Raw genomic sequence first — 23,831 nt, 5'->3', positions numbered from 1 at the left:
TTTTTGCCTGCCGTTTGGGTGTTGGGGGCTGGCTTAGAACCCGAAGTGGCCCTGCACGTAGACCATGCGCGGGGCGCCAACCATGATGCCGCCGTTCTGATCGGTGTTACGCGTATAGAAGCGCTTATCGAAGACGTTGTTCACGCCCACGGTGACATCGGCGTTCTTGTAGAACGGCAGCTTGTACATCGCTTGCAGATTCCACACACGGTAACCCGGCACCTTGCCGTTGGTGCCGTCGGCCGATTGCGCTTCGGTGTTCGCCAAGTCCGAGTACTGCGAGCTCTGGTGCGTGGTCGAGACGTTGAGGGTCCACTGGCCGATCGCGTAGCGCGCGCCGAGCGTGTCGGTAAAGCGCGAGTAGAACGGCACGTCGAGACCGGCCGTCGTGCCCGACTTCTGGATCGCACGCACGTAGGTGAAGTTCGCGTACAGGTTCAGGCCGCGCAGCACGCTGTCGCGGTCGAAAGTGTAGTCGAGCGCGGTTTCGATACCGTCGTGATTCGTTGCACCGATGTTCTGGAAGGTGGCCGGGCTGACGTTCGGCACTTGCAGAATCTGGTTGTCGAACTTCATCTTGAACGCCGTCAACTCGGCGCGCCAGCGGTTGTCCGTCCAGCGCGTGCCGATTTCGTACGTGCGCGCCACTTCCGGCTGAAGCGGGTTCGACGCCGACATCGAGTTCAACTGCGTGTTCTGCACCGGGCCGAACGACGTGCTGTAGTCCGCGAAGATCGTCCACGCGCTGTTCACCAGATACGACAGGTTCACCGACGGCAGCGGCTTGTTGTTGTCGGTGCGGAAGGTGCTGCCCGAGGCCTTGTCGACGCGCTGCGAGGCGATCATTTCGTAGCGCACGCCCGGCGTCAGACGCCAGTTGCCCCACGCCATGCGGTCGTCGATATAGACCGCGTTCGCCGTGGTGTAGTTGTAGAACGTGGTCGTTGCCGAGTTCTTGCCGTTGGACAGGGTCGTGCTGAAGTTGTTGTCGTCGCCGCGCTCGCGCACGAAGCGATAGCCGACCGTGACGTCATGCGCCGTCGGACCGAGGAACAGGCGCTGCGTGTAACGCGGCTCGATGCCGAACGTCTGATAGTTGCGCGGCTGGTGAATGGTCACGAGCGGCAGCACCGACAAGTTGGTCAGCGAGCTTTGACGGTAGCTCTCGTTGAAGAACGTGCGGAGCTCGAATTCCTGCGTCTCCGAGATCGTGTTCAGGTAGCCGAAGTCGAGCCCGGTGCGATTGCCGCTCCAGTAGTCGTTCGGCCGCGTGTTCTGGAACGGATCGGCGTTGTACTGCGCAGCGGTCAGGCCACCCGGTGTCATCGACTTGGCGTCGTAGTACGAGACCTTACCGTAGACCTGCTGGCTCGGCGTGATGTCGTAGCGCCACTTCAACGCGAGGTCGTTCACGTTCTCGTTGCTGCCCGTGCGCCAGTCGCGACCGACCATGCCCGAGTAGAGCAACGCGAGGCCCAGCCCGTTGTCCATCTGCGTACCGAGGAACAGGCCGTATTGCGTGTTGGCGCCGCCACCGGTGGTGTAAATGTTCTGACGCACCGTGGCGTCGCCGGTCAGGCCCGGCGTGTTCGGAATCGAGCGCGTCTTGAAGTTGATCACGCCGCCCACGTTCTGCGGGCCGTAGCGCACGGCACCGCCGCTACGCACGACGTCGATGCTCTCGATGTTGAAGAGGCTGACCGGGGCGAACGACAACTGCGGCTGACCGTAGGGCGCCACGGCGAGCGGAATGCCGTCGAGCAGCACGGTCGAGCGCGGGCTGAAACGACCCGCGAGACCGCGCACGCCGATATTGAGCGAGATGGCGCTGCCGGCGGAGCTGGAGTTGTCGGTGGCCTGCACGCCCGGCACGCGGCGCAGCACGTCGCCGATGCTTGCCGCGCCCGAGGCGTCGATCTGGTCTTTCTTCACAACCGTGCGTGCACCCGGGAATGTCTTCGCACTGTTATCCAGCCCCGTACCGAGCCAGTCGCCCGAGACGTTGACCGCACCGAGTTCGACGTCGGCCTTCGCTTCATTGGCGGCGCGCGTGGTGCTGGCGGCGCTGGCGCCGTTGGCGGCATCGCTGGCCTGCTGCGCATGGGCGACGCCGAGTGTCGCCATCAACAGCGCGGCGGCACAGGCGGTGGCACGGGGGAGGCGGGCTGCCGGCAACATGGCGGCGGCGCTGAAAGTGGCCGGCGCTGACGCGCGGCGACGTTCGGACATCTTCATCTTTGCTGACCTTCGTGACTTCGTGAGTATGGCGAGCGCGGCCTTCGCTCTTGGCGAGCCCCCGGGCGCGGTCGGTTGTTATGGGTAATGCGTTGTAATAAAGCGTCGCGGATTATAAATGCAAATCACTCTCATTTTTAATGGGTATTGATGATCGGGAATCGGTATTCCCGGGTGGCCATGCGTGGTGCGCATAGCGGTACGCAAAAACGGACGCATTGCTCGGAAAAGGGCTATAAAAGCGAAGAAATACGAGAAGAAGCCGGGTATGCCGAATGCCGTTCGTGAATTTCAACGGGTAGTTGAGGCTGTGACTGGATTGCGACAGTAGGGGCTTTCGGGCCGCAACGGCGTAGTCGAGAGGGGGCTGAGGGGCGGCCGACGATTATCCAGTTTTGCTTACTAATCGCCCAAAATCGATTGATTGTTCCGCAGGCGCCGAGCCGCAAGAATAGAGCGCATCGAGACAAGAACCGCGCTGCCCACATCGCGCTCTACGCGCCCCAAGCGTCCGAGCGAGCGGCGGCGCTACGGAGACATACAAGATGCTGGATGCGTCGATTCATCAAGCCCTTGCCCGCGAGTTGCACGACGCCGAGCGTAGCCGCACGCCGGTGACGCAGTTCTCGCGCCGCTATCCCGACATCACCATTGCCGACAGCTACGCGATTCAGCAAGCGTGGCTCGCGCTGAAATACGCGGAAGGCCGGCGTGTGATCGGCCACAAGATCGGACTGACCTCGCGCGCGATGCAGGTGGCCGCGCAAATCACCGAACCCGACCACGGCACGCTGCTTGACGACATGCTCGTCGCCGATGGCGCAACGCTCGAAGCGGGGCGCTTCATCGTGCCGCGTCTCGAAGTGGAGCTAGCGTTCATTCTGGCCAAACCGCTCAAGGGCCCCGGCGTCACGCTGTTCGATGTGCTGGACGCCACGGCATGGGTCACACCCGCGCTCGAGCTGATCGACGGCCGCATCGAGCTGTTCGACCGCGACACGCAGACACCGCGCAAAGTGTTCGACACCATTGCCGACAACGCGGCCAATGCCGCCATCGTGCTGGGCGGGCGCCCGGTCAAACCGGATGCCATCGATCTGCGCTGGACGGGGGCGTTGCTCTATCGCAATGGCGTGATCGAAGAGTCGGGCCTGAGTGCCGCAGTGCTGAATCACCCGGCCAACGGTGTCGCGTGGCTTGCTAACAAGTTGGGTGCCTTCGACGAAGGCTTGCAGGCGGGCGAGATCGTGCTCGCCGGGTCGTTCACGCGACCGGTCGCCTGCAAGGCGGGCGATGTCTTTCATGCCGATTACGGCCCCTTGGGGGCGATCGGTGTGCGCTTCGTCTGACCGACTCCCCGAACTCCGGAACCGACCTCATGAAAACGCCCCCGAATGCCTTCAAGCAGGCGCTCGCCAACCGGCAGCGCCAGATCGGCCTGTGGATGGGACTCGCCACACCGTACGCCGCCGAGCTGTGCGCCGGCAGCGGCTTCGACTGGATCGTGATCGACGGCGAGCACGCGCCTAACGATCTGCGCTCGACGCTCGCGGCCCTTCAGGCGGTCGCGCCTTACCCGTCGCATCCGGTCGTGCGTCTGCCGCAGGGCGATGCGGTACTCATCAAGCAGGTGCTCGAAATCGGCGCGACGACGTTGCTCGTGCCGATGGTCGAATCCGCCGACATGGCGGCGGCGCTGGTCAGCGCCATGCGCTATCCGCCGCAGGGCACGCGCGGTGTCGGCAGCGGGCTCGCCCGCTCGTCGCGTTGGAATCGCTACGACGACTATCTGCATGCAGCGAACGACACGGCGTGTCTACTGGTGCAGGTGGAAACCGCCGAAGCGCTCGCGCAGGTCGATGCCATCGCGTCGGTCGACGGCGTCGACGGGGTGTTCATCGGCCCGGCGGATCTGGCCGCGTCGATGGGCTATCTCGGGCAGGCGACGCATCCGGACGTGCGCAAGGCCATCGAAGACGGCATCGCGCGCATTCGCGCTGCCGGCAAACCGGCCGGCATCTTGTGTGTTGACGAGACGCTGGCGCGCCACTACCTCGACCTCGGCGTGACGTTTATTGCCGTCGGCATCGACACGTCGCTGCTCGCCAATGCGAGCCGTGCGCTCGCCGCCAAGTTTGCCGACTCGGCAGATTGAATTTCCCCACTTTCCCCCAACGAGGCATCGCATGAGCGCTTCCCGTTTTGACGTCGCCGGTATTCCGGTGTCGCCAGATCATTTCATCGACGGACGACGCGTGGCGTCGCCGGATACGTTCGAATGCGTTTCCCCCATCGATCAATCGCTGCTCGGCCATATCGCCAGCGGCAATCTCGCGCACGTGGACGCCGCCGTCACCTCGGCAGCACAGGCGTTCCCTGCTTGGGCGGCGCTGGGCGCGGCTGCACGCCAGCCGTATCTGCAACGCTTTGCCGACGCGATCGGGCGTCGTGCCGAAGCGTTCGCCACGCTGGAGAGCCACGATGCGGGTGTGTTGCGCTCGCGCATGGCGCACGGCGTGGTGCCGCGCGCGATGCAAAACATCACTTGGTTTGCCGAGCATGCACTGACGTTGCAGGACCGCGTGATCGAGACCCCGCAGGCGCGCCATCTCGTGCGGCACGACCCGGCCGGTGTGGTGGCCATCATCACGCCGTGGAATTCGCCGCTGATGCTCGCGACGTGGAAGATCGGTCCGGCGCTCGCGTCCGGCAACACCGTAGTGCTCAAGGCGCCCGAATGGGCACCGCTCACGTCGTCGCTATTGGCCGACTGTGCGGAAGAGGCGGGGTTGCCGCCCGGCGTATTCAACCTGTTGCAGGGCTCGGGTGCGGTGACGGGGGCGGCGCTGGTGAGCGATTCGCGGCTCGCACGGATCTCGTTCACAGGCTCGGTGACGACGGCGAAGTGGATCGCGAAAACGGCCGCCGCGAATCTGGTGCCGTGCAGCCTCGAACTCGGCGGCAAGTCGGCCTTCATCGTGCTCGCCGACGCCGATCTTGACGCTGCCGCCGCCACGGCCGCGCTGATGTATCGCAACGCGGGGCAGGTGTGTCTCGCGGGCACACGACTGCTCGTGCATGCCGACGTCGCGCAACGTTTCACCGAGACGCTGCGTACGCTGGTCGAAAGCCTCGTCGTGGGCGATCCGCGTGAAGCGGCAACGGAAGTCGGGCCGATCATTCATCCGCGTCAGCTTGAGCGTGTGGAGGGTTTTGTCGAGCGTGCTGTCGCTGGCGGCGCGCGCGTGCTGTGGGGTGGCAAGCGTCATGCGTTCGGCGCGCAGTATTTCGCACCAACGCTGCTCACCGACTTGCGTCAACGCGACGAGATCGTGCAGCAGGAAGTCTTCGGGCCGGTGCTCACGTTGCAGACGTTCCGCAGCGACGACGATGTGGTTGACATGGCCAACGGCACCGATTTCGGGTTGGGTGGCGTCTGCTATGGCGACGAGGCGCATGCCATCGCCATCGCGCAACGCGTGCGCACGGGCTTCATCTGGGTCAACAGTTTTGGCATTCGCGATCTCGCGGCGCCGTTCGGCGGGATCAAGCGCTCGGGCGTAGGCCGCGAAGGCGGCGAATGGAGCTTCGAGTTCTTCTGCGACGTGAAGGATGTCGTCGTGCCGAAACAGCCGTTCAAGGCGAGCTTCAGCCATCGCTGATCATCGCTGATGGCATCGCGGCATTCCGTAAAAAACAAGAGAGATTGAGGAGAACACCATGGGACAGATCGTCGGCGCGGCATTGGTGTCGCACCATCCCGGCCTGATGCAGTGCGAGGAATTCCGCGTCTTGCAGGGCGCAGGCGCGGATTCGGATTTGATCGCCGGGTACACGCGAGTGCGCGAGCGAATTGCGGCGGCGAAGCCGGATGTCGTGCTGATCTTCGATTCGCACTGGTTCACGACCGGCTATCACTTGATCGACGGCGGAGCGCGCTATTCCGGCATGTACGTCTCGGACGAAATGCCGTGGTATCTGCACGGCGTGCCGTATGACTATCGTGGTCATCCGGAACTGGCGCTCGCGGTGGAAGCCGTAGCGCGCGAGAAGGGCGTGCGCGCGCGTGCCGTGCAGCATCCCGATTTGCCGCGTCACTATCCGACGATCAACGTCATCAAGCAGATGCGCCTCGATGCGTGGCCGATCGTGACCGTGAGCTCGTGCCAGAACTGCGAGACGGAACACTTCCTGCAATCGGGGGAAGTGATCGGCGAGGCCATTCGCCGCAGCGATTTGCGCGTGGTGATGCTGGCGTCCGGCGCGCTGAGTCACAAGTTCAACGGCATCGACTGGAAGCCCACGCATCCGCGCATTTTTCACGAGAGCAACGTGTCGCGCCCGGAGAACATCGAGAGCGACAAGCGCGCGATCGAAGCGTTTCGCGAGGGACGTCATGACCAGATTCTGGCGGACTGGGACAGCGACTATCGCAAGCGTCCGTGGGAAGCCCACGGCGCGCACTATCTGCAAATGGTCGGTGCGTTGGGCGGCGCTGCATGTCGAAGCAAGGGCGTGGTGCTCTCCGATTACGAAAACGCGCGCGGCACCGGCAACGTGCATATCTGGTTCGATGGCGATGACAGCGCGAGCAGCAACGCGCGTCAGGCCTGAGGGAGTCACACGATGGATTTCGAATTTCCGCTGAAAGCACTCCCCGAAGTCATGCGAGGACCACGTGTTGAGCGCCGGCGCATCTTGCTGGGCGGCAGCGCGTTCTGGGGCACGATGATCGAAGACGGCTCGCTGCGCGGTCAGTTGCGTCTCGACGACGGCCGCGTCGTTGATCCGCAAACGGTGGCGCATCTGCCGCCTGTGGACCCGTCGAAGATCATCGCGGTGCATATCTCGTATCGTTCGCGCAGCATGGAGACGCGCAACAAGCCGAAGCCGACCGATACGCCAACGTATTTCACCAAGCCGCCGACTTCGCTCAATGGCCATGGCGGGCAGATTCTCAAGCCTGCCGATTGCAAGTATCTGAACTACGAGAGCGAGTACGCGGTAGTGATCAGCCGGACGTGCCGCAACGTATTGCCCGACGAGGCGTGGGATTACATCGAAGGCTTCTGCCCGGCGCTCGACATGGGGTTGCAGGACTTTCGCGATACCGATCAGGGATCGATGCTGCGTGTGAAGGGCGCGGATACGCTGTTGCCGATCGGTCCCGGCATCGTGCGCGGCGTGAATCTGTTCGAGCAGACATTGCGCACGTATCGCAACGGACTGGTCGTGCAGGAAGCGCACATCGGCGGCGAGACGATCTGGGGCCCGCATTACGTGATCGCGGACATCGCGCGTCACATCACGCTGATGCCGGGCGACGTGATCCTGATGGGCACGCCATGCCATTCGCGCTCGGTCGATGCGGGCGATCTGGTCGAGTGCGAGATCACCGGGCTGGGCCGACTGTCAGGCCGGGTCGTCGGCATCGAAGCGCCGCGTGCGGCGGCGCTCGGCGTGGGACATGCGCCGACCGATAGCCCGGAAGTACGCCGTGTTGCGCTGGGCTTCGATGAGCGTGTACCGGAGCATTTCAAAGAGAACTACCGGCGCGCGGCAAATAAGGCGTAGTTGACGTAAGCGGTGGCGGCATCCGAAGATGTCCCGGTCATGCCGGCACGTCGCGGCAATTCTTGGTACGGAGCAGACGAATGAAGGTAACGATCATTGGCGCGGGCGCCATTGGCGGGCTGATCGGCACGAAGCTGGCGGCGACGGGCGAAGCGCGGGTCAGCGCATTGGCGCGCGGCGCGACGCTGGCGGCGCTGCGTGAGCGCGGCTGGCGGGTAAAGCAGGGCGAGTCGCTTTCCGCCGCGCCGGTGGCGGCAGCGCATCCGTTGGAAGAGGCGGAGAAGCTTGGCGTGCAGGATCTGGTGGTGATCGCGGTCAAAGGGCCGGCGCTCACACAAGTGGCAGCATCCATTGGGCCGCTGATCGGGCCGGACACGATCGTGTTGCCGGCGATGAACGGCGTGCCGTGGTGGTTCTGCAAGGGCGTGGCGCCGTTCGGCGACGAACCGTTGACGAGTGTCGACCCGGGAGGCGCCATCGGCGCAGCGATTCCGCTGGCGAACGTGTTGGGCTGTGTGGTGCATGCGAGCGCGGCCACGCCGGAGCCGGGGTTGGTCGATCACAAGATGGGGCGCGGGTTGATCATCGGTGAGCCGGGCGGCGGGACTAGTGACCGTGTGCAGAAGCTGGCCGGACTGCTGGAGCGCGCGGGCTTCGAGGTGAAAGCGTCGGAGAACGTGCGACAGGACATTTGGTACAAGCTGTGGGGCAACCTGACGATGAACCCGGTGTCAGCAATCACGGGGGCGACCATCGACCGTGTGCTCGACGATCCGCTCGTGCGCGCGTTCTGTTCGGCGGCAATGGCCGAGGCGGCGATGATTGGCGGGAAGATTGGTTGCGTGATCGAGCAATCACCGGAGGATCGCCATGCGGTAACGGCGAAGCTCGGTGCGTTCAAGACGTCGATGTTGCAGGATGTGGAAGCCGGCCGGCCGATTGAGCTCGACGCGTTGGTGAGCGTGGTGCGCGAGATGGGGCAGACGCTGTCAGTGGCGACGCCGAATATCGATGCGTTGCTCGGTTTGGCGCGGTTGTTTGGGCGAGTGCGCGGGTTATATCCGCAGTAGGTCTGCACAACGTTGGCTGGCATGAGCGCGGCGGACTGCGTTGCCGAGTCCGCCGTGAGTGTCCGTTGTATGTGTTACACAGTTGACGCCGCGCAATTAGCGCGGATCACGCAAGGTGATCGAAGTGAGGCGCCCCCGTAAAGACGTTAATGCGGTGTGGCGAGCGACACCGATGCCTTCGGCGCCGACGTAACGCGCGTGAGGGTCTGGTCGACGCCGTTGTTCTCGGGCGTGAAGGCACCCATCGATTGCAACAGGGCATCGAGCTTTGCGGTGGCCGGCGTGTGACCGTCCAGACCAGCCGCCACTGCCAGCACGTCATGCGCTTGCGAACTACGCGCGGCGTCCATCAGTGGTTCGACGACTTCCTCGGGCTTCCCGGCCGGGACAAACTTGAAGTTCGTGAATACCTGCTTTTCAAGGTCCGAAATACCCTTGAATTGAGTCAGTTCGCCGTCGGAATATTCCTTGCGCTGCGTCGGCAGGTTATCCACCAGCAAGTTTGTTCTCACACGCATCGTCATGTGGCCGGGCATGAACGCGACCCAATAATCGATACTCACCTTTCGATCGTTGCTATCGACGAAGGTTGTCTGTCCCTGTTTGAGGGTAATGCTCCCGCCCAGATGCATGTACGAATCCATTTCTGCCTGGCGGTCATTTTTCTGCGCTTCCCGCCACTTATCCTCTGCCACCTTGTCGAGCCCGGGCGGAACCTTCTCGCTGTCGATTTGATTGACGATCAATAGGCCGTGCGCCATTGAATTGATCGGAGAAGATGTTTTGGGTGCGTTGATAATCTGAGCGAAGCCCGGGTGCAGTTTCTGGAACGACTGAATACCGTCAACCATATCAGCCAGATTCTTCATCCCGGCATCTCCGAGGAAGTACGCCCCGTGTCCTGCTTCTTTAAGAGGAACAGGCCTGCCGGTCAGTTGGGAGAATCTTCTGACCAAAGCCACAAATTTGCTCTGATCGGTTTGAATCGAGTCGTACATGTCGTGATCTCCGGTTCGTTTCGAGGAAGCCTGCGAAATCGATGGAGGAATCGCGGGCTGAAGCGACTCTGCGACGCGACCATGGAGATACGATCAATTCACCCGGTGATCTGTGAAATGTCACTTCAAGGGCGGGATAAAACTGAGGCCATTCCGTATGAAATGGCCTCGGTCGTTGGCATTAGCGAATCAGGGTCGTGTTACCGCACCCCGGTATGCCGGTAAATCCGGCTCAGGGCGGCGAATCCGATAGCGGCAGCCGTGATGAAGTCGAGTACGGGGCATGGGTTATATTGACGGCTGTCGAGTCATCTTTGTCGAGGTGCGTCATGCGACCATCCATGGTGCTGCAACTGAAGCGCGCCGCAGTCCGCGAGGCGGTTGAGCGTTATCACACCGTAAATCCACGCGTGTTCGGATCGGTGCTGCGCGGAACGGATCGCGACGACAGCGATCTCGATCTTCTGGTGGATGCTTTGCCCGGCACAACACTTTTCGATCTCGGCGGCTTGCAGGATGAATTGGAGTCGATGCTGGGTGTGCACGTCGATGTGCTGACGCCAGCAGATCTCCCATTGAAATTTCGGGCACAGGTACTCGCTGAGGCTCGTCCTGTATGAGTGAAACACGTCTACCCGACTATCTCGACCATATGCGGCTGGCAGCAACCGATGCCTGCGACTTTGTCGATGGTTTGTCAAAGGAAGACTTTCTTCAGGACAAGCGCACGCAACAAGCTGTAGTGATGAGTCTGATAATCATCGGCGAGGCGGCTACCAAGATCATGGACCGCCACGCTGACTTCTCCCAAGCGCACTCAGAAGTGCCGTGGCGAGCGATGCGCGGCATGCGCAATCGCATCGCTCACGGCTACTTCGAAATCAATCTTGACATGGTCTGAGACACTATCAAGATCGCGTTGCCGGATCTTCTCGACCGACTGAACGAGCTCTAAGTCAACCTACCGCACCCCGGTATGCCGGTAAATCCGGCTCAGGGCGAGCAGCCCGATTGCCGCAGCCGCCATCATGTAGAAGCTCGGCGCCAGTTTGCTGCCGGTCACGTTGATGAGCCACGTGAGGATGAACGGGGCGAAGCCACCGAAGAACGTCACAGACAGGTTGTACGACAGCGACAGGCCCGTGGTGCGTGTCTTCACCGGGAATATCTCGGAGGCCAGTGCGGGCAGCGGCGCAAAGTACACCGTCATCAGCACCCCCAGCACTGTTTGCAGCGCGAGCATCATGCCGAAGCTCGGGTACGTCGAGAGCAGCCAGAACATCGGCCAGATCAAGACCAGCAGCGCGGCCGCCGCAATCATCATCGGCTTCGTGCGACCGGCGCGGTCAGACCATGCACCCACCACCGGCGACAGAAACATCTGCACGAGCCCCGTGGCTACCGTCGCGGCAAACGCGACCGATGCCGGTAGCCCCAACTGCTTGATCGCGTAGGTCGGCATGTACAGCACAAGATACGTCGACACTGTCGCGACGACGACAGCCCCCACGGCCAGCAGCAGGCGCATTTTCTGATGCTCCAGCGTGTCGCGCAGTGGTGTCTCGGTCGGCTCCGCTTGCAGGAACTCCGGCGTTTCATCGACATGCCGGCGAATGTAGTACGCCACCGGTCCGATCAACAGACCGAACAGGAACGGCACCCGCCAGCCCCAACTCTGCATTTGTTCCGGTGACAGCGTGCTGGTGAGCAACGCGCCAAACCCGGCGGCGAGCAGCGTCGTCAGGCCCTGACTCGCGACCTGAAAGCTCGCGAAGAAGCCGCGACGCCGTGGGGCATGCTCAGCGAGAAACGCCGTCGCGCTGCCGAATTCACCGCCCGCAGAAAAGCCCTGAATCATCCGCGCCAACACGATCCCTACCGGGGCGAGCACGCCGATGGAGGCGTACGTCGGCATGAACGCGATGATCGCCGTGCCGACCATCATCATCAGAATGGTCAGCGTGAGCGCCGCGCGCCGCCCCTGCTTGTCGGCATAGACACCAATGACGATTGCACCCAGCGGACGCATGAAGAACGACACGCCGAAGGTGCCCAGCGTGAGCAGCAACGACGTCGTGTCGTCGTGCGTCGGGAAGAACAGCTTCGCAATGGTCACGGCAAAGAAGCCGTACACCACCAGATCGAACCATTCGAGCGCATTACCGATGGACGCGGAAATGACCGCACGCCAAGGGTGCTTGGCAATGTGGTCGCCTTGGTGCGCGTCAGAACGCGCGCCGGCGGCGGTGGCTGTTGTCATGGTGTCTCCAGTCGACGTGATGTCGTGATGTAGTTATGGATTCGGCATGCGTTTGGCGGAGGCATGCGCTCCGTGTTTCCGATGATTGTTTCTGGTGATGCTTTGTCGGGGGCGCCAACGCCCCCGTGCCCTCTCAATGGCCTGTGAGCACCTGCGCAATCGCGCTGGCGACCGTGCCGACATTGCGCGTGTTGAGCCCCGCCACACACATACGCCCCGAGCGCAGGATGTAGACGCCGTGGGTTTCGCGCAGCGCGTCTGCCTGTGCTGCGGATAAGCCGGTGTACGTGAACATGCCGCGCTGCGCGAGATAGCGCGAACGCTTCTCGTCGCTGACATGTGACGCGAGCTGCGCGTGAATTTCTGCGCGCATCGAGGCGATGCGCGTACGCATGCCGTCGAGTTCCTTTTCCCACGATTGACGCAGCGCGGGCGTCGTGAGCACCTGTGCGACAAGCCGTGCACCGTGGGTCGGCGGATTGCTGTAATTCGCCCGCACCGTGCCGGTGAGTTGACCGAAGACGTGTGACGCCTCCTGCGTCGAAGCGCAGACAACCGACAACGCGCCGCAACGTTCGCCGTACAGCGAGAAGTTCTTCGAGAACGAATTCGCCACGACGGTCGGTACGCCCGACTCGGTGAGTGCGCGCACGGCGAAGGCGTCGGCATCGAGTCCATCGCCGAAGCCCTGATACGCCATGTCGACGAAAGCGATGAGGCCGCGCTCGCGCAGCACCGGTATGAGGGTCTGCCACTGCGCCGGGGTGAGATCGACGCCCGTCGGGTTATGACAGCACGCGTGCAGCAGCACGATGCTGCGCGGCGGCAGTTTGGCGATCGTATCGAGCATCGCGTCGAAACGCAGGCCGCCGGTGGCATCGTCGTAATACGGATACGCCTGCACGGGGAACCCGGCGCTCTCGAACACGACGCGATGGTTGTCCCAGCTGGGGTCGCTGATCCACACGGTGGCGTCGGGGAAGTAGCGCTTGAGGAAGTCGGCGCCCACGCGCAGCGCGCCACCGCCACCGAGGGTCTGCAAGGTGGCAATGCGCTGCTCGCGGCGGGCGGCGCAGGTGTCGCCGAAGACGAGGGCCTGCACGGCGTCGCGGTAGGCGGCAGAGCCTGCCATTGGCAGGTACGGGCGCGGACCAATGTCGGCCAGCACGCCGGTTTCCGCTTCGCGCACGGCACCCATCACGGGCAGGCGGCCGGCATCGTCGAAATAGATGCCGATCGACAGGTTGACCTTATGCGGCCGGGGGTCCTGACCAAACGCTTCGTTCAGACCAAGGATGGGGTCGCCGGGGTAGGCATCGACGTGAGAAAACATGGGACCTTGCATGGGGCCTCGCAGGGGGCGTCGCAGAATCTCGACGCAAAGGGATCAAAGAAATCGCAGTGGATTTTTGAAATCGATTGTGGGCGACGGCCCGTTACGGAACAATCAATCGATTTTGGTCGATTCGTAAGCGAAACTTGATAATCGAAACCCCATGCCCCTGACCCGTGTCACGCTGCGCCAGTTCGAAGCACTGGTGGCCATTGCCGAGCTGCACAGCTTTGCCGAAGCCGGCAAGCGGCTGGGTCTCACGTCGTCGGCGGTGAGCCAACTCGTGGCCGAGCTTGAATCCGTGCTCGGCTTCCGCATCTTTGATCGCACGACGCGACGCGTCGCGCTTTCCAGTGCCGGACGCGACTTTCTTGCATCCGCCGAATCGGTATTGCGTCATGTGCAGGCGGCGGAGAAAACCGCCGACGATTTGCGCAATCGGGCCGCCGGGATCGTGCGCGTGGGCGCACCGCTCGTGCTCGCGGGCATGGCGCTGCCCGCAGCGATTCGCGATTACGCGGCGTTGCGTCCGAAGGTTGTCGTGCGTGTGGTCGATACCCCGGTCGACGCGCTCATCGACCATGTCGCCAATGGCGATCTCGATCTTGCCATCGGCCCCAATCGTGCGACCGGCGCGCATGTCGCCGGGGCACCGGCGTTCGATAGTCCGTGGGTGTTGTGGTGCGCGCCGTCGCACCCGCTTGCCAAGCGCAAACGACTGCGCTGGCAAGACCTGCGCGACACGCCACTCGTGGCCGCCGGGCGCGACCACGAGCGCAGCGTCGAGCAAATGCGCGCGAGCGCTCCGCCCGACGCACGCATCACGCCTATCGATGTCGTCGATAACGTGACGACGGCGCTCGGTATTGCGGCGCAGGGACTCGCGTCCACGCTGACGCCCGGCTACGTGGCTGCGCTCGCCAATACCTTCGGTCTGGTGATGCAACGTGTCGTCGCGCCCGAGACGATTCGTCAGGTGTGCGTGTATCGGCCGGTATCGCGTGCCGCGTCACCCGCTGCGGAAGGTTTCGCGCAGTTTCTGCTCGACTGGTTGCCGCAGTGGAACGAACGCATCATGTCTGCCTCGCATGATTGACGTGCGGCGCCGCCGTCATCGAAGCGGGTGACTTATCTGCGCTTGCCGTCGGGCGACGACAGCGCGGCGAGATCTTCGCTCAACTGCGCGCGCAGCGTCGAGATGGCCGCGTTTGTATCGGACGGCTTCAGTTCTTCACGCGCGATGGCTTCGCGCAAATGGTGACGCAGCATCGGATCGCGCGTTTGCGTCAACGTCTCGCGATAGAACGGCAATACGTTTTCGGGGTGACCGCCAACACGATACAGGTGGGCGATTTCGTCGATCGTACGCATGGCGCCGAACGCTGGACCGCCCGGTGAACGGGGGCCCATCGGACCCGGGCCGCGCGGGCCGCCGGGGCCTTGCGGTCCGGCACCGGGAGGCGGCATGTCGTTGCCTTGCGGGCCGTTCTGCGCGAGGACGATTTGCGGTGGTAAATCTGAGGTATTCGCGCTATTCGACATATTGGCCGGCGCTGCGTGAGCGGCCGTCGTGGCAGTTGCCGCTAACACCATCGTCATGGCAACGACACCCGTGAGATGGCGGATGGTGATCTTCATAATTTGGACTCCATAGCAAAGGCGTTCACTGAGATATCGAACGCATGCACCAAGCGTATCGCGCGGAGTGCTGCGCGCCGGTCAGTGGTAACCGTGTGTAAGGTGTAATGTGTGGAGCGATGCAGGTTGGCAGCCGCGTGCGAATTCGTGCCGCATGCTGCCGTGGATCTCTGAGAAGGAGCGCTTCATGACTTCCGATTTCGTTCGCCCGGTCGCCGTCACGTCGCTGCGCAGCCCGGTGGATTTCTACGCGACGCTCGCGCGCGTGATCGACACACTCAAGCAGCACGGCATGACGATCTTTGCAGACATCGATCAGAGTGCTGCCGCAGCATCGGCGGGGCTGTCGCTGCGACCGACGCGGCTGGTGTTGTTCGGTAACCCGAAAGGCGGTACGCCGGTCATGGCGGCCAACCCGCATGCCGGGCTGGAGTTGCCCCTCAAGGTGATGGTCTGGGCGGCTTCCGCCGATGAGGTGCGGGTGGATTTCCTGAACCCCGGTCCCGCGTTGAGCGCGCTGTACGGTATCGATGCCGCACAAGTGGCGGGCTTCGGTGGTGTTGCGAAGCTGCTTGAGGCTGCGCTCAAGGCGTGACCCGGCGCAATGCCGGTGCTGCATGGGTTCGACGACTGAAACGACGGGCGAGGGTCGCTACGTCGCGATCGGGCGCGATGGCTCCCGGCTGAGCGCCGGGGCACGCGTCGTCGCCCGCTGAGCCTTATGCCACGGGCGTGGGCATGCCCGGTGCGCATCACGAAAAATGCCTATACTGGTCCGGCCTTTCTGCGCGCGACAGCCGCCACCCGAGGTAGCCGTTCCCCACGGCTGCCGGTGAACCGGCCGGTCGGCGGGTCGCGAGCGCAGGCTTTCCCCCTTTTTCGTGAGGAGTCACTCCCGTGTCGAACAGTCAATGGATCCGCGTCGAAACCGTCGACGGCACTTTCGATGCCTATCTGGCATTGCCGCCGTCGGGCAAGACGGCTAACGCACCGGGCATCGTGCTGGTGCAAGAAATCTTCGGTGTAAACGAACACATTCGCGGTGTGGCCGACCAGTACGCGTCGGATGGCTACGTCGTGATCGCGCCGGACATCTTCTGGCGCGCCGCCCCGCGCGTCGAACTCGGCTATTCGGGTGACGACATGGCTCGCGCGATGGAATTGCGCAAGTCGGTCGACGTGGAGAAGGCCGTCGCCGACGTCGGCGCCTGCGTCACGGCACTGCGCGGCAAACTCGACGCGGGCGCGAAAGTGGCTGCGGTCGGTTACTGCTTCGGCGGACTGGTGTCGTATCTGGCCGCGGCGCGCGGTCTGGTCGATGCCGCCGTGCCGTACTACGGCGGAGGCATTCACAACTATCTCGGCGAAGCCACCAGCCTCAACGTACCGACGCAATTCCACTATGGCGCGCTCGATAGTCACATCACGCCGGATATCGTCACGGCCGTGACCGAGGCCGTGAAGTCGCGCCCGAATACCGAAGTTTTCGTGTATCCGCAGGCCGACCACGGCTTCAACTGCTGGTCGCGTGGCTCGTACCATCAGCCGTCGGCGGCGCTAGCCCACGGCCGTTCGCTCGCATTCCTCTCGACGTGGCTGTCGAAGTAGGCCGTTGCCATAGCGATACAAAAAAGCCCGCCCCAATTCCTGGGCGGGCTTTTCATTGGCAGACTGTGCTAAAAAAGCCCGTCGCCGGAGCGACGGGCAAAGTCCTGTGCGTTGAACCACTACGCACAGCGACAGGAGCCTGCGGTGATGCCGGGCTGGCTGAAACTTCCAGCGCCCGCCATACGAGACCGGAGAACACGCTGAACGTCGGGACGATGCCGACGCGTCGTCGTGCGCAGAACGCGCACCGCGCCGCGGTCCCCTGAGGGGGACGGGCGGCGCGGCAATTTAGCTTATGAACCGAAGTAGGTCGAACCGGCGCGTTGCGAGCCACCGACCGAACCCATGGTGACCGGGGCGCTGCTCGAGACCGGTTGGGCGCTCGGCGCTGCCTTCGGGTAGACGCTGTCGTGCTGAACCACGAGGCCGGCCTTCTGGGCCTGGACCAGTTCTTCACGGACTTGAGCGCGCGTCAGAACGCTGGTTTGCGGGACCCACGAGAACTCCGAAGGGCCGTCGAAGGCGTCGCTGGCAAAGGCCGAACCGGCCGACACAGCAAGCATTGCGGAAACCAGAGCCGAGGTAATAAGAGTGCGCTTCATGATGTTTTCTCCTGTCTTTTGAAGGGGGCGATGTGTAATTCATCGTCGACAGTTACAGTCTATTGATGCGCGACTCAACAATAAACACGACATTCGTCAAGCAACTCTTGTCAATTAAGAAATAATCGAAAACGACTGAGGAGACATCGATGCTTTATCTGTGGATCAAGGCCGTACATCTGATTGCCGTGATTTTGTTGATTGCCGGGCTGGTGGCGATGTCGCTCGGTGGACGTCTGGCGCAGCCCGACTGGCGCCGCATCGCGCGGCAGGCCGACTATCGGCTGGCGTCGCCGGCGCTCATCGTCGTGTGGCTGAGCGGCCCGACGCTGGCGGTGATGGCGAATTGGTGGAGCGCGCCGTGGTTGATGGTCAAACTGGTTTTCGTGCTGGTGATCTCGGCGCTGCACGGGCGTTTGTCCGCCACGCTGCGCAGGCTGGAGCGAGACGGCGTGATGCAACCCTCGCCATCGCTTTTTCAGCGGGCGCTGCCCATTACGCTGGTGTCGATGGCCGTCATCGTCGTCATGGTCATCGTGAAGCCTTTCTGAGGACTGTGACGCTGCGGCACGGGGTTGGGCCGATCGAAACCGCTTCCATGACGCGGTAAGGCAACGGCGGCGGCAATCGAGGGCAATCGGCTTGGTGAGCGTGTGTCGGCGGTGTTACGCTGGCGTGGTCGCCTATAACGCCGAAAAATGGCCCGATGCCGATCTCAAGTGCGGTAACCCTGGATGGTCCAGGTCACGACCGCCCCGTCGGCGCGCTGGCGAAAGATTATCCGGACGGTTTTATCGTGACGCCTCATAGCCACCGGCGTGCGCAATTGATGTTCGCGCGTGCCGGGATCATGGAAGTGCGCACCGATACGTCGTTCTGGGTAATACCGCCGCAACGCGCGTTGTGGATTCCGGGGAACGTCTCGCATGAAGTCCGTATGCGGGGCAAAGTCGAAATGCGCACGATGTACGTCGACGTGGCGCGCTGCGGTCTGAGCGCCCCCGACACGCCGGTGGCCATCCGTGTCACCCCGTTGCTGCGCGAGCTGATTCTGCGCGCTATGGCGTTACCCAAGGACTGGGCGGCCGACGGCAAGGACGGTCTGGTCATCGCCCTGCTGTTGCAGGAAATCGAATGGAAGAGCGACACGCCGCTGCACTTGCAGGTGCCGGTCGATACTCGCTTGCGCAAGATCTTCGATGCTTATCTGGCCACGCCGGCCGACATGCGCAGCTTGCAGGACTGGGCGTCCGAAGTCGGCGCGTCGAGCCGCACGCTGGAGCGCCGTTTCATGACGGAGTTCGGCTTGCCGTTTCGGGAATGGCGGCAACACATGCGGCTGCTCGGCGCATTGCCGCTGCTGGGGGCCGGGCGGCCCATCACGCAGGTGGCGCTCGAAGTCGGCTACGACACGCCGAGCGCCTTCTCCACGATGTTCCGCCGCCTTATGGGCGTGACGCCAAGCGAATACCTGACGCGCGGCCGGCACCCGGATTGAGCCAGTGCATGGCTTCCCACATATCGTCGTAGACCGGCACGCCCTCGGCGTAAAGCGGTGAGCGCTGACGCTTCGAGCCAATGCCGACGAAGTCGATGCCGAGCGTGCGCGCCACCTTCAGATCCCACATGCCGTCGCCGATCGACACGATCGCGCGCGGATTCGTGATGCCGTAACCTGCCTGCGCACGCTTGATGGCCTCGCTCACCAGTTGCTCGCGTGAACTGTATTCCGACGCGGTGATGAGCATGGCGTCGGTGTAGTCGATGGCGACTGAGCGCAGCTTGCGATGGCTGACCTGCCGGATGCCGCCGGTGGCGAACACCACGCCCCAGCGCGACCGGTGCGCGGCTTCGACGAAGGCGCGTGCGCCGGGGATTTCCGCCAGCCCGTGGGCGTTGAGCAGCGCCGTGAAGCGTTCGTCGATCTCATGCTCGAAGCGTGCGAGATCGTGCGGCTGCGGCAGTGCGCGGCCATTCTCGGCGTGTGCATGGATCAGAATTCCCGTATCCGTGTGATGCGGGTAGCTGCCCCAGTCGGTATTCAGTGCCTCGAAGGCCAGCGACTCCATGGCGCCCAGCAGTGCGCGCTGGTGGATACGCACCGAATCCGTGAGCGTGCCGTCGACGTCGAGTACCAGAATGCTGTCTTTTTCGAAACTCGCCTGCATGGGATATAGGAATAGGAGGAGAGGCGTCGTGACAGACGAAGTCTCGGAGTGTACGAATTCGCGGCATCAAATAAAACGCGCCGGGTGACACGGGATACGCCGTTTGCGACACCTTCGGCTACGGTATTTGACAGGGCGGGTGCGCATCAAGGGGGAAAGCCGCCCCGGTGGCGCTTTTTTATGGCTTTTTTTCGCGGTGCTACCCGGAGCCGAGTACATGGATGTCAACCCAACGAGACCCGCCTGAACAGCAGTTGCGTGCGCGACAGCCGTCGGGGGCGGGGCTCGCAGGGTGGTTGCCGAACGTCGGCATGCGAGTTGCGGGCGGCCTGTTCCCGGGTCTTGCCGTACGCGAAGTCCCAGTAGCGCCGATGACCCTCGTGGAGTCGTTTCGACAGGGTGTGCACGAGATCGTCGCCCACGGCGAGTTTTTGCATGTGAATGCGGCTGATGACGTAGTACTCGGGGACTTCGCCAAACAGGTGATCCAGATGCAGGCCCGTGTAGGTGATGGGGTCGTGCTGCACCGGCTCGATTGTGGCCTGCGTGCCCAGCGAGACGACAAACGTGCGGATGCCGCCTTGCCCCGGAATACGGATGAACGCCCCCAGCGTGGCTTCGTCGGTCAGCGCCTCGCCGGTGGGTACTGGCACATCGCGGTCAGGAATGCGCAGGAACAGGTTGTTCCGCTGGGCTTCCTGCGTGCCGCGTACGACGCGCTGAAAGGTCAGACGCGGCACTTCGATATACGCGGTGTCCGCCGCCAGCGCCTCGCGTAGCGTCGGCGGCAGGCCGGCGATGCGCTCATCCAGGCGCTGCGCGATGGCCTTTGCGGCGTAGCGGCCCTGCGATTCGCTGGCGAAGCGGGCTTCGAAGCCTGCTTCAAGGGTGTCTGCGTCGCGCTGGCTGGCGGACAGCGCTGTCTGCACGTGCTGAGGCAGCGCCTTCTCGCAGCCGCGTCGCATCAATTCGCTGACGCGAACATAGGTCCTTTCTCCCGCAGGAATGTCGAGCAGGCAATCGCCGCTGTCCATCCGGCTGCCGACGACGCAGACCGGCCGGACATCCGCTAGCTGTTCAGCCAAATACGCCGCGCGCGTGATCGGTGGACGCGACCAGTCGAAGTGTTGTGGGGTCGCGGTCGTGCTTGAGGATGGGGATGCCGAAGCCGGGGCGGCGGCGTTGGCGGAAGTGATGGCCGATGTCGGCGCCAAGGTCGACCTGAAGGCAGGCGCCGCGGTTGGCGCGTAAGCCGGGACGCTGGCACGCCGCATTGCAGAAGGTCTGGCCGTGGCCGGAGGGTCCGCGTCGGAGGCCGGCGGGTGCTCGCCGGTGACAAACGCATCGGCAAAATCGGAAGTGGGGGCCGTATTGATCGGCATCCCCGTTGTGGCGGCTAATGCCGCCGTCAGCCATTTTCCAACGTGCATAAGGGGTCATCCCGGTCAGTACCACGGGCCTATCCCGTGGTGCTTCGCAGTGTTCCCACTAGCGCAGATTGCGTTTGTCGGTTCCGGCGTAATGCGTTGGGGTTTCTGTTCAACTCGACGCAAAGGGCCTAAACAATCGCGGCGTGCACGCTGGGCGGCGCTTCGCTCAGGAGCGATTTCAGTCGCTTGAGCGCGCTGGCGAGACGTTCGGGATCTCGTACCCCGCCCAGCGAAATACGAATGGCGTTAGGGGCATCGGGGGTCAGGCAGAACGCGTCGGCCGGGGTGACGGCCAGCCCCTCGGCGCGCGCTGCCATCGTCAATTCTCGCGCGGTCCATGGGGCGGGCAATGACTGCCACCGATGGATGCCCTGTTCAGAAACTGCGCCAATGTCGCCCAGCACCTCGGCGGCGATGGCCTGGCGTTGCGCGGCGGCGCTACGCACGCCGGCCAGAATACGGTCAGCCATGCCGTTGTGAATCCACTGGGTGGCCAGCCCGGTCATCAACGGCGGCGCCATCAGAGCAAACGCGTTCAGTGTGCCGAGGAACGCGTCGCGCCGACGGGCGTCGGCGAGGCGCAAGTAGGCCGTGCGCAAGCCGGGTGTGAGGCATTTCGACAGCGTCGCAATGTAATGCACGCGGTGGGGCGCGAGGCGCGCGAGCGGCGGCGGGGCCCGGTGGGCAAGGCGCCAGTAAGGGTCGTCTTCGATCACCGTCAGGTCGAGCGTCTCGGCGACATTGAGCAACTGGCGCCGGCGGGCCTCGGGCATGGTGCGTGCGGTCGGATTTTGCAGCGTCGGATTCAGATAGACGACGTGGGCCTTGTGATCACGGGCGGCGGCGATGAGTGCGTCGGGCAGCATGCCGTCGTCGTCGGTCGCCACCGCGACGAGCTTGCGCGCCAGTGTGCGGGCGGCGCTCCGGATGCCCGGATACACGATCGGCTCGCACAGAATAGTTTCGTCGCGCGCAGTCTCGGTGAGTATTAGCGCAGCCAAAGTGGCCTGTGCACCGGGGCATACGCAGACCTGCGACGCGTCGAGTTCGCCGAGCATGGGGGCCAGCCAGAGTGCGCCAGCCTGCCGGTCGGCAATGCCGCCGTCGCCCAACTGGTATGCCATGAGCATGGAAGCGTCGGTGTGGGTGAGCACCTCATCGATCCCTTGCTGGAGCAATTCTCCAAGGAAAAGGTCGGACGGCGCGGGGGGAATGTTCATGCCCAGATCGAGCACTTGCTCGAAGGTGACGCGCGGTGTGCTCACGAACGTGCCCAGCGGCCCCCGCCCCTCGATGGCGTTACGTTCGCGGGCCCGGTTGTAGGCGCGCGTGACCGTGGTGAAGTCGATGCCGAGCCATGAGGCGAGCTCACGCTGCGCGGGTAACCGGTCGCCGGGACGCAGCCGGCCATCCGCGACGGCCTGCTCGATGAAGCTGGCGAGGCGCAGATAACGCGGGCCTTTGCCGGCTAGCAGCGCGGGCTTCCAGAAGGTGGCGCGCAGGGTGTCGTGGGAGGCGTCCATGGCGGATGTCGGTAGAATGTATGGAGATTTTTCGCTATGCAGCGTCGTAATGCAGTTTAGTCTGCATACATATCGGTCGCAATGCCTGAATCCTGTCTCGGCGAATGGACGGGCACTTGGCGCCGGTGGGGGAGGCACTCCACGGAGCCGTTAACAATCAACGACTTACCGAGCGAAAACGCATGCGGCTGCATTGACACTTGCACATCCCCCATGTATAGTCGCAGGCTCCGGTTTTTCCGGCGGTAGGCGCGTGCCTAACCCAAAATGCTTACGCATCAAGCGGTTAGGTGCGGGTAATCCGCAGGAGTTACCGGGAAGTGCGCAGTAAATCTGCATGGTAGCCCGCCTTGGTTGTCATGCTTTTGACACATTTAGGAAATCACAATGCCAACGATTAACCAATTGGTCCGCAAGCCGCGCACCTCTGCTCAAATCAAGAGCAAGAGCCCGGCCCTGCAGGACTGCCCGCAGCGTCGCGGTGTGTGCACCCGTGTGTACACGACGACGCCCAAGAAGCCTAACTCGGCACTGCGTAAGGTTGCCAAGGTGCGCCTGACCAACGGTTTCGAGGTCATCTCGTACATCGGCGGTGAAGGCCACAACCTGCAGGAACACTCGGTCGTGCTGATTCGCGGCGGTCGTGTGAAGGACTTGCCGGGTGTGCGTTACCACATGGTGCGCGGTAGCCTCGACACGCAAGGCGTCAAGGACCGTAAGCAAGCCCGTTCGAAGTACGGCGCGAAGCGTCCGAAGGCCTAAGCAGCCTCACGGACATACGTTCGGTGATGGTGTTGAATCGTCACTGAGTAAGTGGTCACTCGGCCTGAGAAGGGCTAGTAGGTGGCCTGGAGCCTGGCTCCGACTGAAACAATTAAGGAAGAAATTATGCCGCGTCGCCGCGAAGTCCCCAAGCGCGAAGTGTTGCCCGATCCGAAGTTCGGCAACGTTGATGTCGCTAAATTCATGAACGTGTTGATGCTTGCCGGCAAGAAGTCGGTGGCAGAACGCATCGTTTATGGTGCTTTCGAGCAGATCCAAACCAAGGCGGGCAAGGATCCGCTGGAAATCTTCAACACGGCTCTCGGTAACGTGAAGCCGGTGGTTGAAGTGAAGAGCCGCCGTGTTGGCGGTGCAAACTATCAAGTTCCGGTCGAAGTGCGTCCGTCGCGTCGTATGGCATTGGCGATGCGTTGGTTGCGTGAGGCCGCGAAGAAGCGTAGCGAAAAGTCGATGGCCCTGCGTCTGGCAGGCGAGCTGATCGAAGCCTCGGAAGGCCGTGGCGGTGCGATGAAGAAGCGTGACGAAGTTCACCGCATGGCTGAAGCCAACAAGGCCTTCTCGCACTTCCGCTTCTGACGCTGGCAGGCAGTACCTAGAGCAGAAACCGGG

Annotated in this window: 24 protein-coding genes; 15 read left to right on the top strand and 9 right to left on the bottom strand. The window is 63.2% G+C overall.

Annotation, left to right across the window (positions count from 1 at the left end):
* Positions 1-33 precede the first annotated feature (33 nt).
* Positions 34-2,235 (bottom strand): TonB-dependent receptor family protein, encoded by a 2,202-nt coding sequence (locus tag AT302_RS25610; protein ID WP_084656471.1) that lies wholly within the window; start codon positions 2,233-2,235, stop codon positions 34-36.
* A 545-nt stretch (positions 2,236-2,780) separates the two neighbouring features.
* On the opposite strand from AT302_RS25610, the gene hpaH reads away from it, so the two are divergent.
* The 6 genes from hpaH (at position 2,781) to AT302_RS25580 (ending at position 8,879) form a co-directional block, all read left to right on the top strand.
* Complete coding sequence (gene hpaH, locus AT302_RS25605; RefSeq protein ID WP_058376405.1) at positions 2,781-3,584, top strand: 2-oxo-hept-4-ene-1,7-dioate hydratase; 804 nt, start codon at positions 2,781-2,783, stop codon at positions 3,582-3,584.
* 29 nt (positions 3,585-3,613) lie between these two features.
* The gene (gene hpaI, locus AT302_RS25600; protein WP_058376404.1) at positions 3,614-4,390 is read left to right on the top strand and encodes a 4-hydroxy-2-oxoheptanedioate aldolase; all 777 of its coding nucleotides are present in this window, start codon (positions 3,614-3,616) and stop codon (positions 4,388-4,390) included.
* 31 nt (positions 4,391-4,421) lie between these two features.
* Positions 4,422-5,897 carry an aldehyde dehydrogenase family protein gene (locus AT302_RS25595; protein WP_058376403.1) on the top strand — a complete coding sequence of 492 codons (1,476 nt, stop codon included), beginning with the start codon at positions 4,422-4,424 and terminating at the stop codon, positions 5,895-5,897.
* 58 nt (positions 5,898-5,955) lie between these two features.
* Positions 5,956-6,849: a DODA-type extradiol aromatic ring-opening family dioxygenase gene (locus AT302_RS25590; protein ID WP_058376402.1), complete on the top strand. Its 894-nt coding sequence runs from the start codon at positions 5,956-5,958 to the stop codon at positions 6,847-6,849.
* 12 nt (positions 6,850-6,861) lie between these two features.
* Positions 6,862-7,809 (top strand): fumarylacetoacetate hydrolase family protein, encoded by a 948-nt coding sequence (locus tag AT302_RS25585; protein ID WP_058376401.1) that lies wholly within the window; start codon positions 6,862-6,864, stop codon positions 7,807-7,809.
* Positions 7,810-7,889: 80 nt separating this feature from the next.
* A complete protein-coding gene (locus AT302_RS25580; RefSeq protein WP_058376400.1) occupies positions 7,890-8,879 on the top strand; it encodes a 2-dehydropantoate 2-reductase in 990 nt (329 codons plus the stop codon).
* Positions 8,880-9,025: 146 nt separating this feature from the next.
* On the opposite strand, the gene AT302_RS25575 is transcribed toward AT302_RS25580, so the two are convergent.
* The gene (locus AT302_RS25575) at positions 9,026-9,877 is read right to left on the bottom strand and encodes a hypothetical protein (RefSeq protein WP_157125877.1); all 852 of its coding nucleotides are present in this window, start codon (positions 9,875-9,877) and stop codon (positions 9,026-9,028) included.
* A gap of 329 nt (positions 9,878-10,206) precedes the next feature.
* Here AT302_RS25575 and AT302_RS25570 point away from each other — a divergent pair, with 329 nt between their 5' ends.
* Entirely contained in the window at positions 10,207-10,497 is a 291-nt protein-coding gene (locus AT302_RS25570; RefSeq protein ID WP_058376398.1) for a nucleotidyltransferase family protein, read from the top strand.
* Positions 10,494-10,778: a HepT-like ribonuclease domain-containing protein gene (locus AT302_RS25565; RefSeq protein ID WP_084656470.1), complete on the top strand. Its 285-nt coding sequence runs from the start codon at positions 10,494-10,496 to the stop codon at positions 10,776-10,778. Before AT302_RS25570 ends, AT302_RS25565 begins: the two co-directional genes overlap by 4 nt.
* A gap of 60 nt (positions 10,779-10,838) precedes the next feature.
* On the opposite strand, the gene AT302_RS25560 is transcribed toward AT302_RS25565, so the two are convergent.
* Positions 10,839-12,137 (bottom strand): MFS transporter, encoded by a 1,299-nt coding sequence (locus tag AT302_RS25560; RefSeq protein WP_058376397.1) that lies wholly within the window; start codon positions 12,135-12,137, stop codon positions 10,839-10,841.
* 133 nt (positions 12,138-12,270) lie between these two features.
* Positions 12,271-13,470: an amino acid aminotransferase gene (locus AT302_RS25555; protein WP_058376396.1), complete on the bottom strand. Its 1,200-nt coding sequence runs from the start codon at positions 13,468-13,470 to the stop codon at positions 12,271-12,273.
* 163 nt (positions 13,471-13,633) lie between these two features.
* On the opposite strand from AT302_RS25555, the gene AT302_RS25550 reads away from it, so the two are divergent.
* Positions 13,634-14,566, top strand: a complete 933-nt coding sequence (locus AT302_RS25550) for a LysR family transcriptional regulator (RefSeq protein WP_058376395.1) — start codon at positions 13,634-13,636, stop codon at positions 14,564-14,566.
* Between the two features lie 32 nt (positions 14,567-14,598).
* On the opposite strand, the gene AT302_RS25545 is transcribed toward AT302_RS25550, so the two are convergent.
* On the bottom strand, positions 14,599-15,108 hold the full coding sequence (locus tag AT302_RS25545; protein WP_058376394.1) for a hypothetical protein: 510 nt from the start codon (positions 15,106-15,108) through the stop codon (positions 14,599-14,601).
* 187 nt (positions 15,109-15,295) lie between these two features.
* On the opposite strand from AT302_RS25545, the gene AT302_RS25540 reads away from it, so the two are divergent.
* Together AT302_RS25540 and AT302_RS25535 are read left to right on the top strand one after the other, a co-directional pair.
* Entirely contained in the window at positions 15,296-15,703 is a 408-nt protein-coding gene (locus tag AT302_RS25540) for a DUF302 domain-containing protein (RefSeq protein ID WP_058379947.1), read from the top strand.
* A 302-nt stretch (positions 15,704-16,005) separates the two neighbouring features.
* Positions 16,006-16,716: a dienelactone hydrolase family protein gene (locus tag AT302_RS25535; protein WP_058376393.1), complete on the top strand. Its 711-nt coding sequence runs from the start codon at positions 16,006-16,008 to the stop codon at positions 16,714-16,716.
* Between the two features lie 293 nt (positions 16,717-17,009).
* Here AT302_RS25535 and AT302_RS25530 read toward each other — a convergent pair whose 3' ends face one another.
* A complete protein-coding gene (locus tag AT302_RS25530; protein ID WP_084656469.1) occupies positions 17,010-17,318 on the bottom strand; it encodes a DUF4148 domain-containing protein in 309 nt (102 codons plus the stop codon).
* Positions 17,319-17,467: 149 nt separating this feature from the next.
* On the opposite strand from AT302_RS25530, the gene AT302_RS25525 reads away from it, so the two are divergent.
* A complete protein-coding gene (locus AT302_RS25525; RefSeq protein ID WP_058376391.1) occupies positions 17,468-17,869 on the top strand; it encodes a CopD family protein in 402 nt (133 codons plus the stop codon).
* Between the two features lie 245 nt (positions 17,870-18,114).
* The gene (locus AT302_RS25520) at positions 18,115-18,816 is read left to right on the top strand and encodes an AraC family transcriptional regulator (protein ID WP_237172018.1); all 702 of its coding nucleotides are present in this window, start codon (positions 18,115-18,117) and stop codon (positions 18,814-18,816) included.
* On the opposite strand, the gene AT302_RS25515 is transcribed toward AT302_RS25520, so the two are convergent.
* From AT302_RS25515 to AT302_RS25500, 3 genes are all read right to left on the bottom strand, one after another.
* Entirely contained in the window at positions 18,764-19,486 is a 723-nt protein-coding gene (locus tag AT302_RS25515; RefSeq protein ID WP_058376389.1) for an HAD family hydrolase, read from the bottom strand. The two genes, AT302_RS25520 and AT302_RS25515, sit on opposite strands and share 53 nt — an antisense overlap.
* A gap of 224 nt (positions 19,487-19,710) precedes the next feature.
* Entirely contained in the window at positions 19,711-20,868 is a 1,158-nt protein-coding gene (locus AT302_RS27775) for a hypothetical protein (RefSeq protein ID WP_157125876.1), read from the bottom strand.
* A gap of 176 nt (positions 20,869-21,044) precedes the next feature.
* On the bottom strand, positions 21,045-22,439 hold the full coding sequence (locus AT302_RS25500; protein WP_058376386.1) for an aminotransferase-like domain-containing protein: 1,395 nt from the start codon (positions 22,437-22,439) through the stop codon (positions 21,045-21,047).
* A 387-nt stretch (positions 22,440-22,826) separates the two neighbouring features.
* Here AT302_RS25500 and rpsL point away from each other — a divergent pair, with 387 nt between their 5' ends.
* A complete protein-coding gene (rpsL, locus tag AT302_RS25495; RefSeq protein ID WP_010804142.1) occupies positions 22,827-23,201 on the top strand; it encodes a 30S ribosomal protein S12 in 375 nt (124 codons plus the stop codon).
* A 126-nt stretch (positions 23,202-23,327) separates the two neighbouring features.
* Complete coding sequence (gene rpsG / locus AT302_RS25490; RefSeq protein WP_017232357.1) at positions 23,328-23,798, top strand: 30S ribosomal protein S7; 471 nt, start codon at positions 23,328-23,330, stop codon at positions 23,796-23,798.
* Positions 23,799-23,831: the final 33 nt, after the last annotated feature.

The sequence above is a fragment of the Pandoraea norimbergensis genome (assembly GCF_001465545.3).
GTDB lineage: Bacteria > Pseudomonadota > Gammaproteobacteria > Burkholderiales > Burkholderiaceae > Pandoraea > Pandoraea norimbergensis.
Note: the sequence above shows the minus strand (reverse complement) of the source record. Positions and strands in the feature narration are given on the sequence as shown.

What these genes read in the sequence shown, in the direction of transcription:
- AT302_RS25550 (WP_058376395.1), top strand. Translation starts at nt 13,634, where the DNA reads ATGCCCCTGACCCGTGTCACGCTGCGCCAGTTCGAAGCACTGGTGGCC.
- AT302_RS25530 (WP_084656469.1), bottom strand. Translation starts at nt 17,318, where the DNA reads ATGAAGCGCACTCTTATTACCTCGGCTCTGGTTTCCGCAATGCTTGCT.
- AT302_RS25500 (WP_058376386.1), bottom strand. Translation starts at nt 22,439, where the DNA reads ATGGACGCCTCCCACGACACCCTGCGCGCCACCTTCTGGAAGCCCGCG.
- AT302_RS25575 (WP_157125877.1), bottom strand. Translation starts at nt 9,877, where the DNA reads ATGTACGACTCGATTCAAACCGATCAGAGCAAATTTGTGGCTTTGGTC.
- AT302_RS25590 (WP_058376402.1), top strand. Translation starts at nt 5,956, where the DNA reads ATGGGACAGATCGTCGGCGCGGCATTGGTGTCGCACCATCCCGGCCTG.
- AT302_RS25540 (WP_058379947.1), top strand. Translation starts at nt 15,296, where the DNA reads ATGACTTCCGATTTCGTTCGCCCGGTCGCCGTCACGTCGCTGCGCAGC.
- AT302_RS25525 (WP_058376391.1), top strand. Translation starts at nt 17,468, where the DNA reads ATGCTTTATCTGTGGATCAAGGCCGTACATCTGATTGCCGTGATTTTG.
- AT302_RS25560 (WP_058376397.1), bottom strand. Translation starts at nt 12,137, where the DNA reads ATGACAACAGCCACCGCCGCCGGCGCGCGTTCTGACGCGCACCAAGGC.
- hpaH (WP_058376405.1), top strand. Translation starts at nt 2,781, where the DNA reads ATGCTGGATGCGTCGATTCATCAAGCCCTTGCCCGCGAGTTGCACGAC.
- AT302_RS25570 (WP_058376398.1), top strand. Translation starts at nt 10,207, where the DNA reads ATGCGACCATCCATGGTGCTGCAACTGAAGCGCGCCGCAGTCCGCGAG.
- rpsG (WP_017232357.1), top strand. Translation starts at nt 23,328, where the DNA reads ATGCCGCGTCGCCGCGAAGTCCCCAAGCGCGAAGTGTTGCCCGATCCG.
- hpaI (WP_058376404.1), top strand. Translation starts at nt 3,614, where the DNA reads ATGAAAACGCCCCCGAATGCCTTCAAGCAGGCGCTCGCCAACCGGCAG.
- AT302_RS25580 (WP_058376400.1), top strand. Translation starts at nt 7,890, where the DNA reads ATGAAGGTAACGATCATTGGCGCGGGCGCCATTGGCGGGCTGATCGGC.
- AT302_RS25565 (WP_084656470.1), top strand. Translation starts at nt 10,494, where the DNA reads ATGAGTGAAACACGTCTACCCGACTATCTCGACCATATGCGGCTGGCA.
- AT302_RS27775 (WP_157125876.1), bottom strand. Translation starts at nt 20,868, where the DNA reads ATGCCGATCAATACGGCCCCCACTTCCGATTTTGCCGATGCGTTTGTC.
- AT302_RS25515 (WP_058376389.1), bottom strand. Translation starts at nt 19,486, where the DNA reads ATGCAGGCGAGTTTCGAAAAAGACAGCATTCTGGTACTCGACGTCGAC.
- AT302_RS25585 (WP_058376401.1), top strand. Translation starts at nt 6,862, where the DNA reads ATGGATTTCGAATTTCCGCTGAAAGCACTCCCCGAAGTCATGCGAGGA.
- AT302_RS25595 (WP_058376403.1), top strand. Translation starts at nt 4,422, where the DNA reads ATGAGCGCTTCCCGTTTTGACGTCGCCGGTATTCCGGTGTCGCCAGAT.
- AT302_RS25545 (WP_058376394.1), bottom strand. Translation starts at nt 15,108, where the DNA reads ATGAAGATCACCATCCGCCATCTCACGGGTGTCGTTGCCATGACGATG.
- AT302_RS25555 (WP_058376396.1), bottom strand. Translation starts at nt 13,470, where the DNA reads ATGTTTTCTCACGTCGATGCCTACCCCGGCGACCCCATCCTTGGTCTG.
- AT302_RS25610 (WP_084656471.1), bottom strand. Translation starts at nt 2,235, where the DNA reads ATGAAGATGTCCGAACGTCGCCGCGCGTCAGCGCCGGCCACTTTCAGC.
- rpsL (WP_010804142.1), top strand. Translation starts at nt 22,827, where the DNA reads ATGCCAACGATTAACCAATTGGTCCGCAAGCCGCGCACCTCTGCTCAA.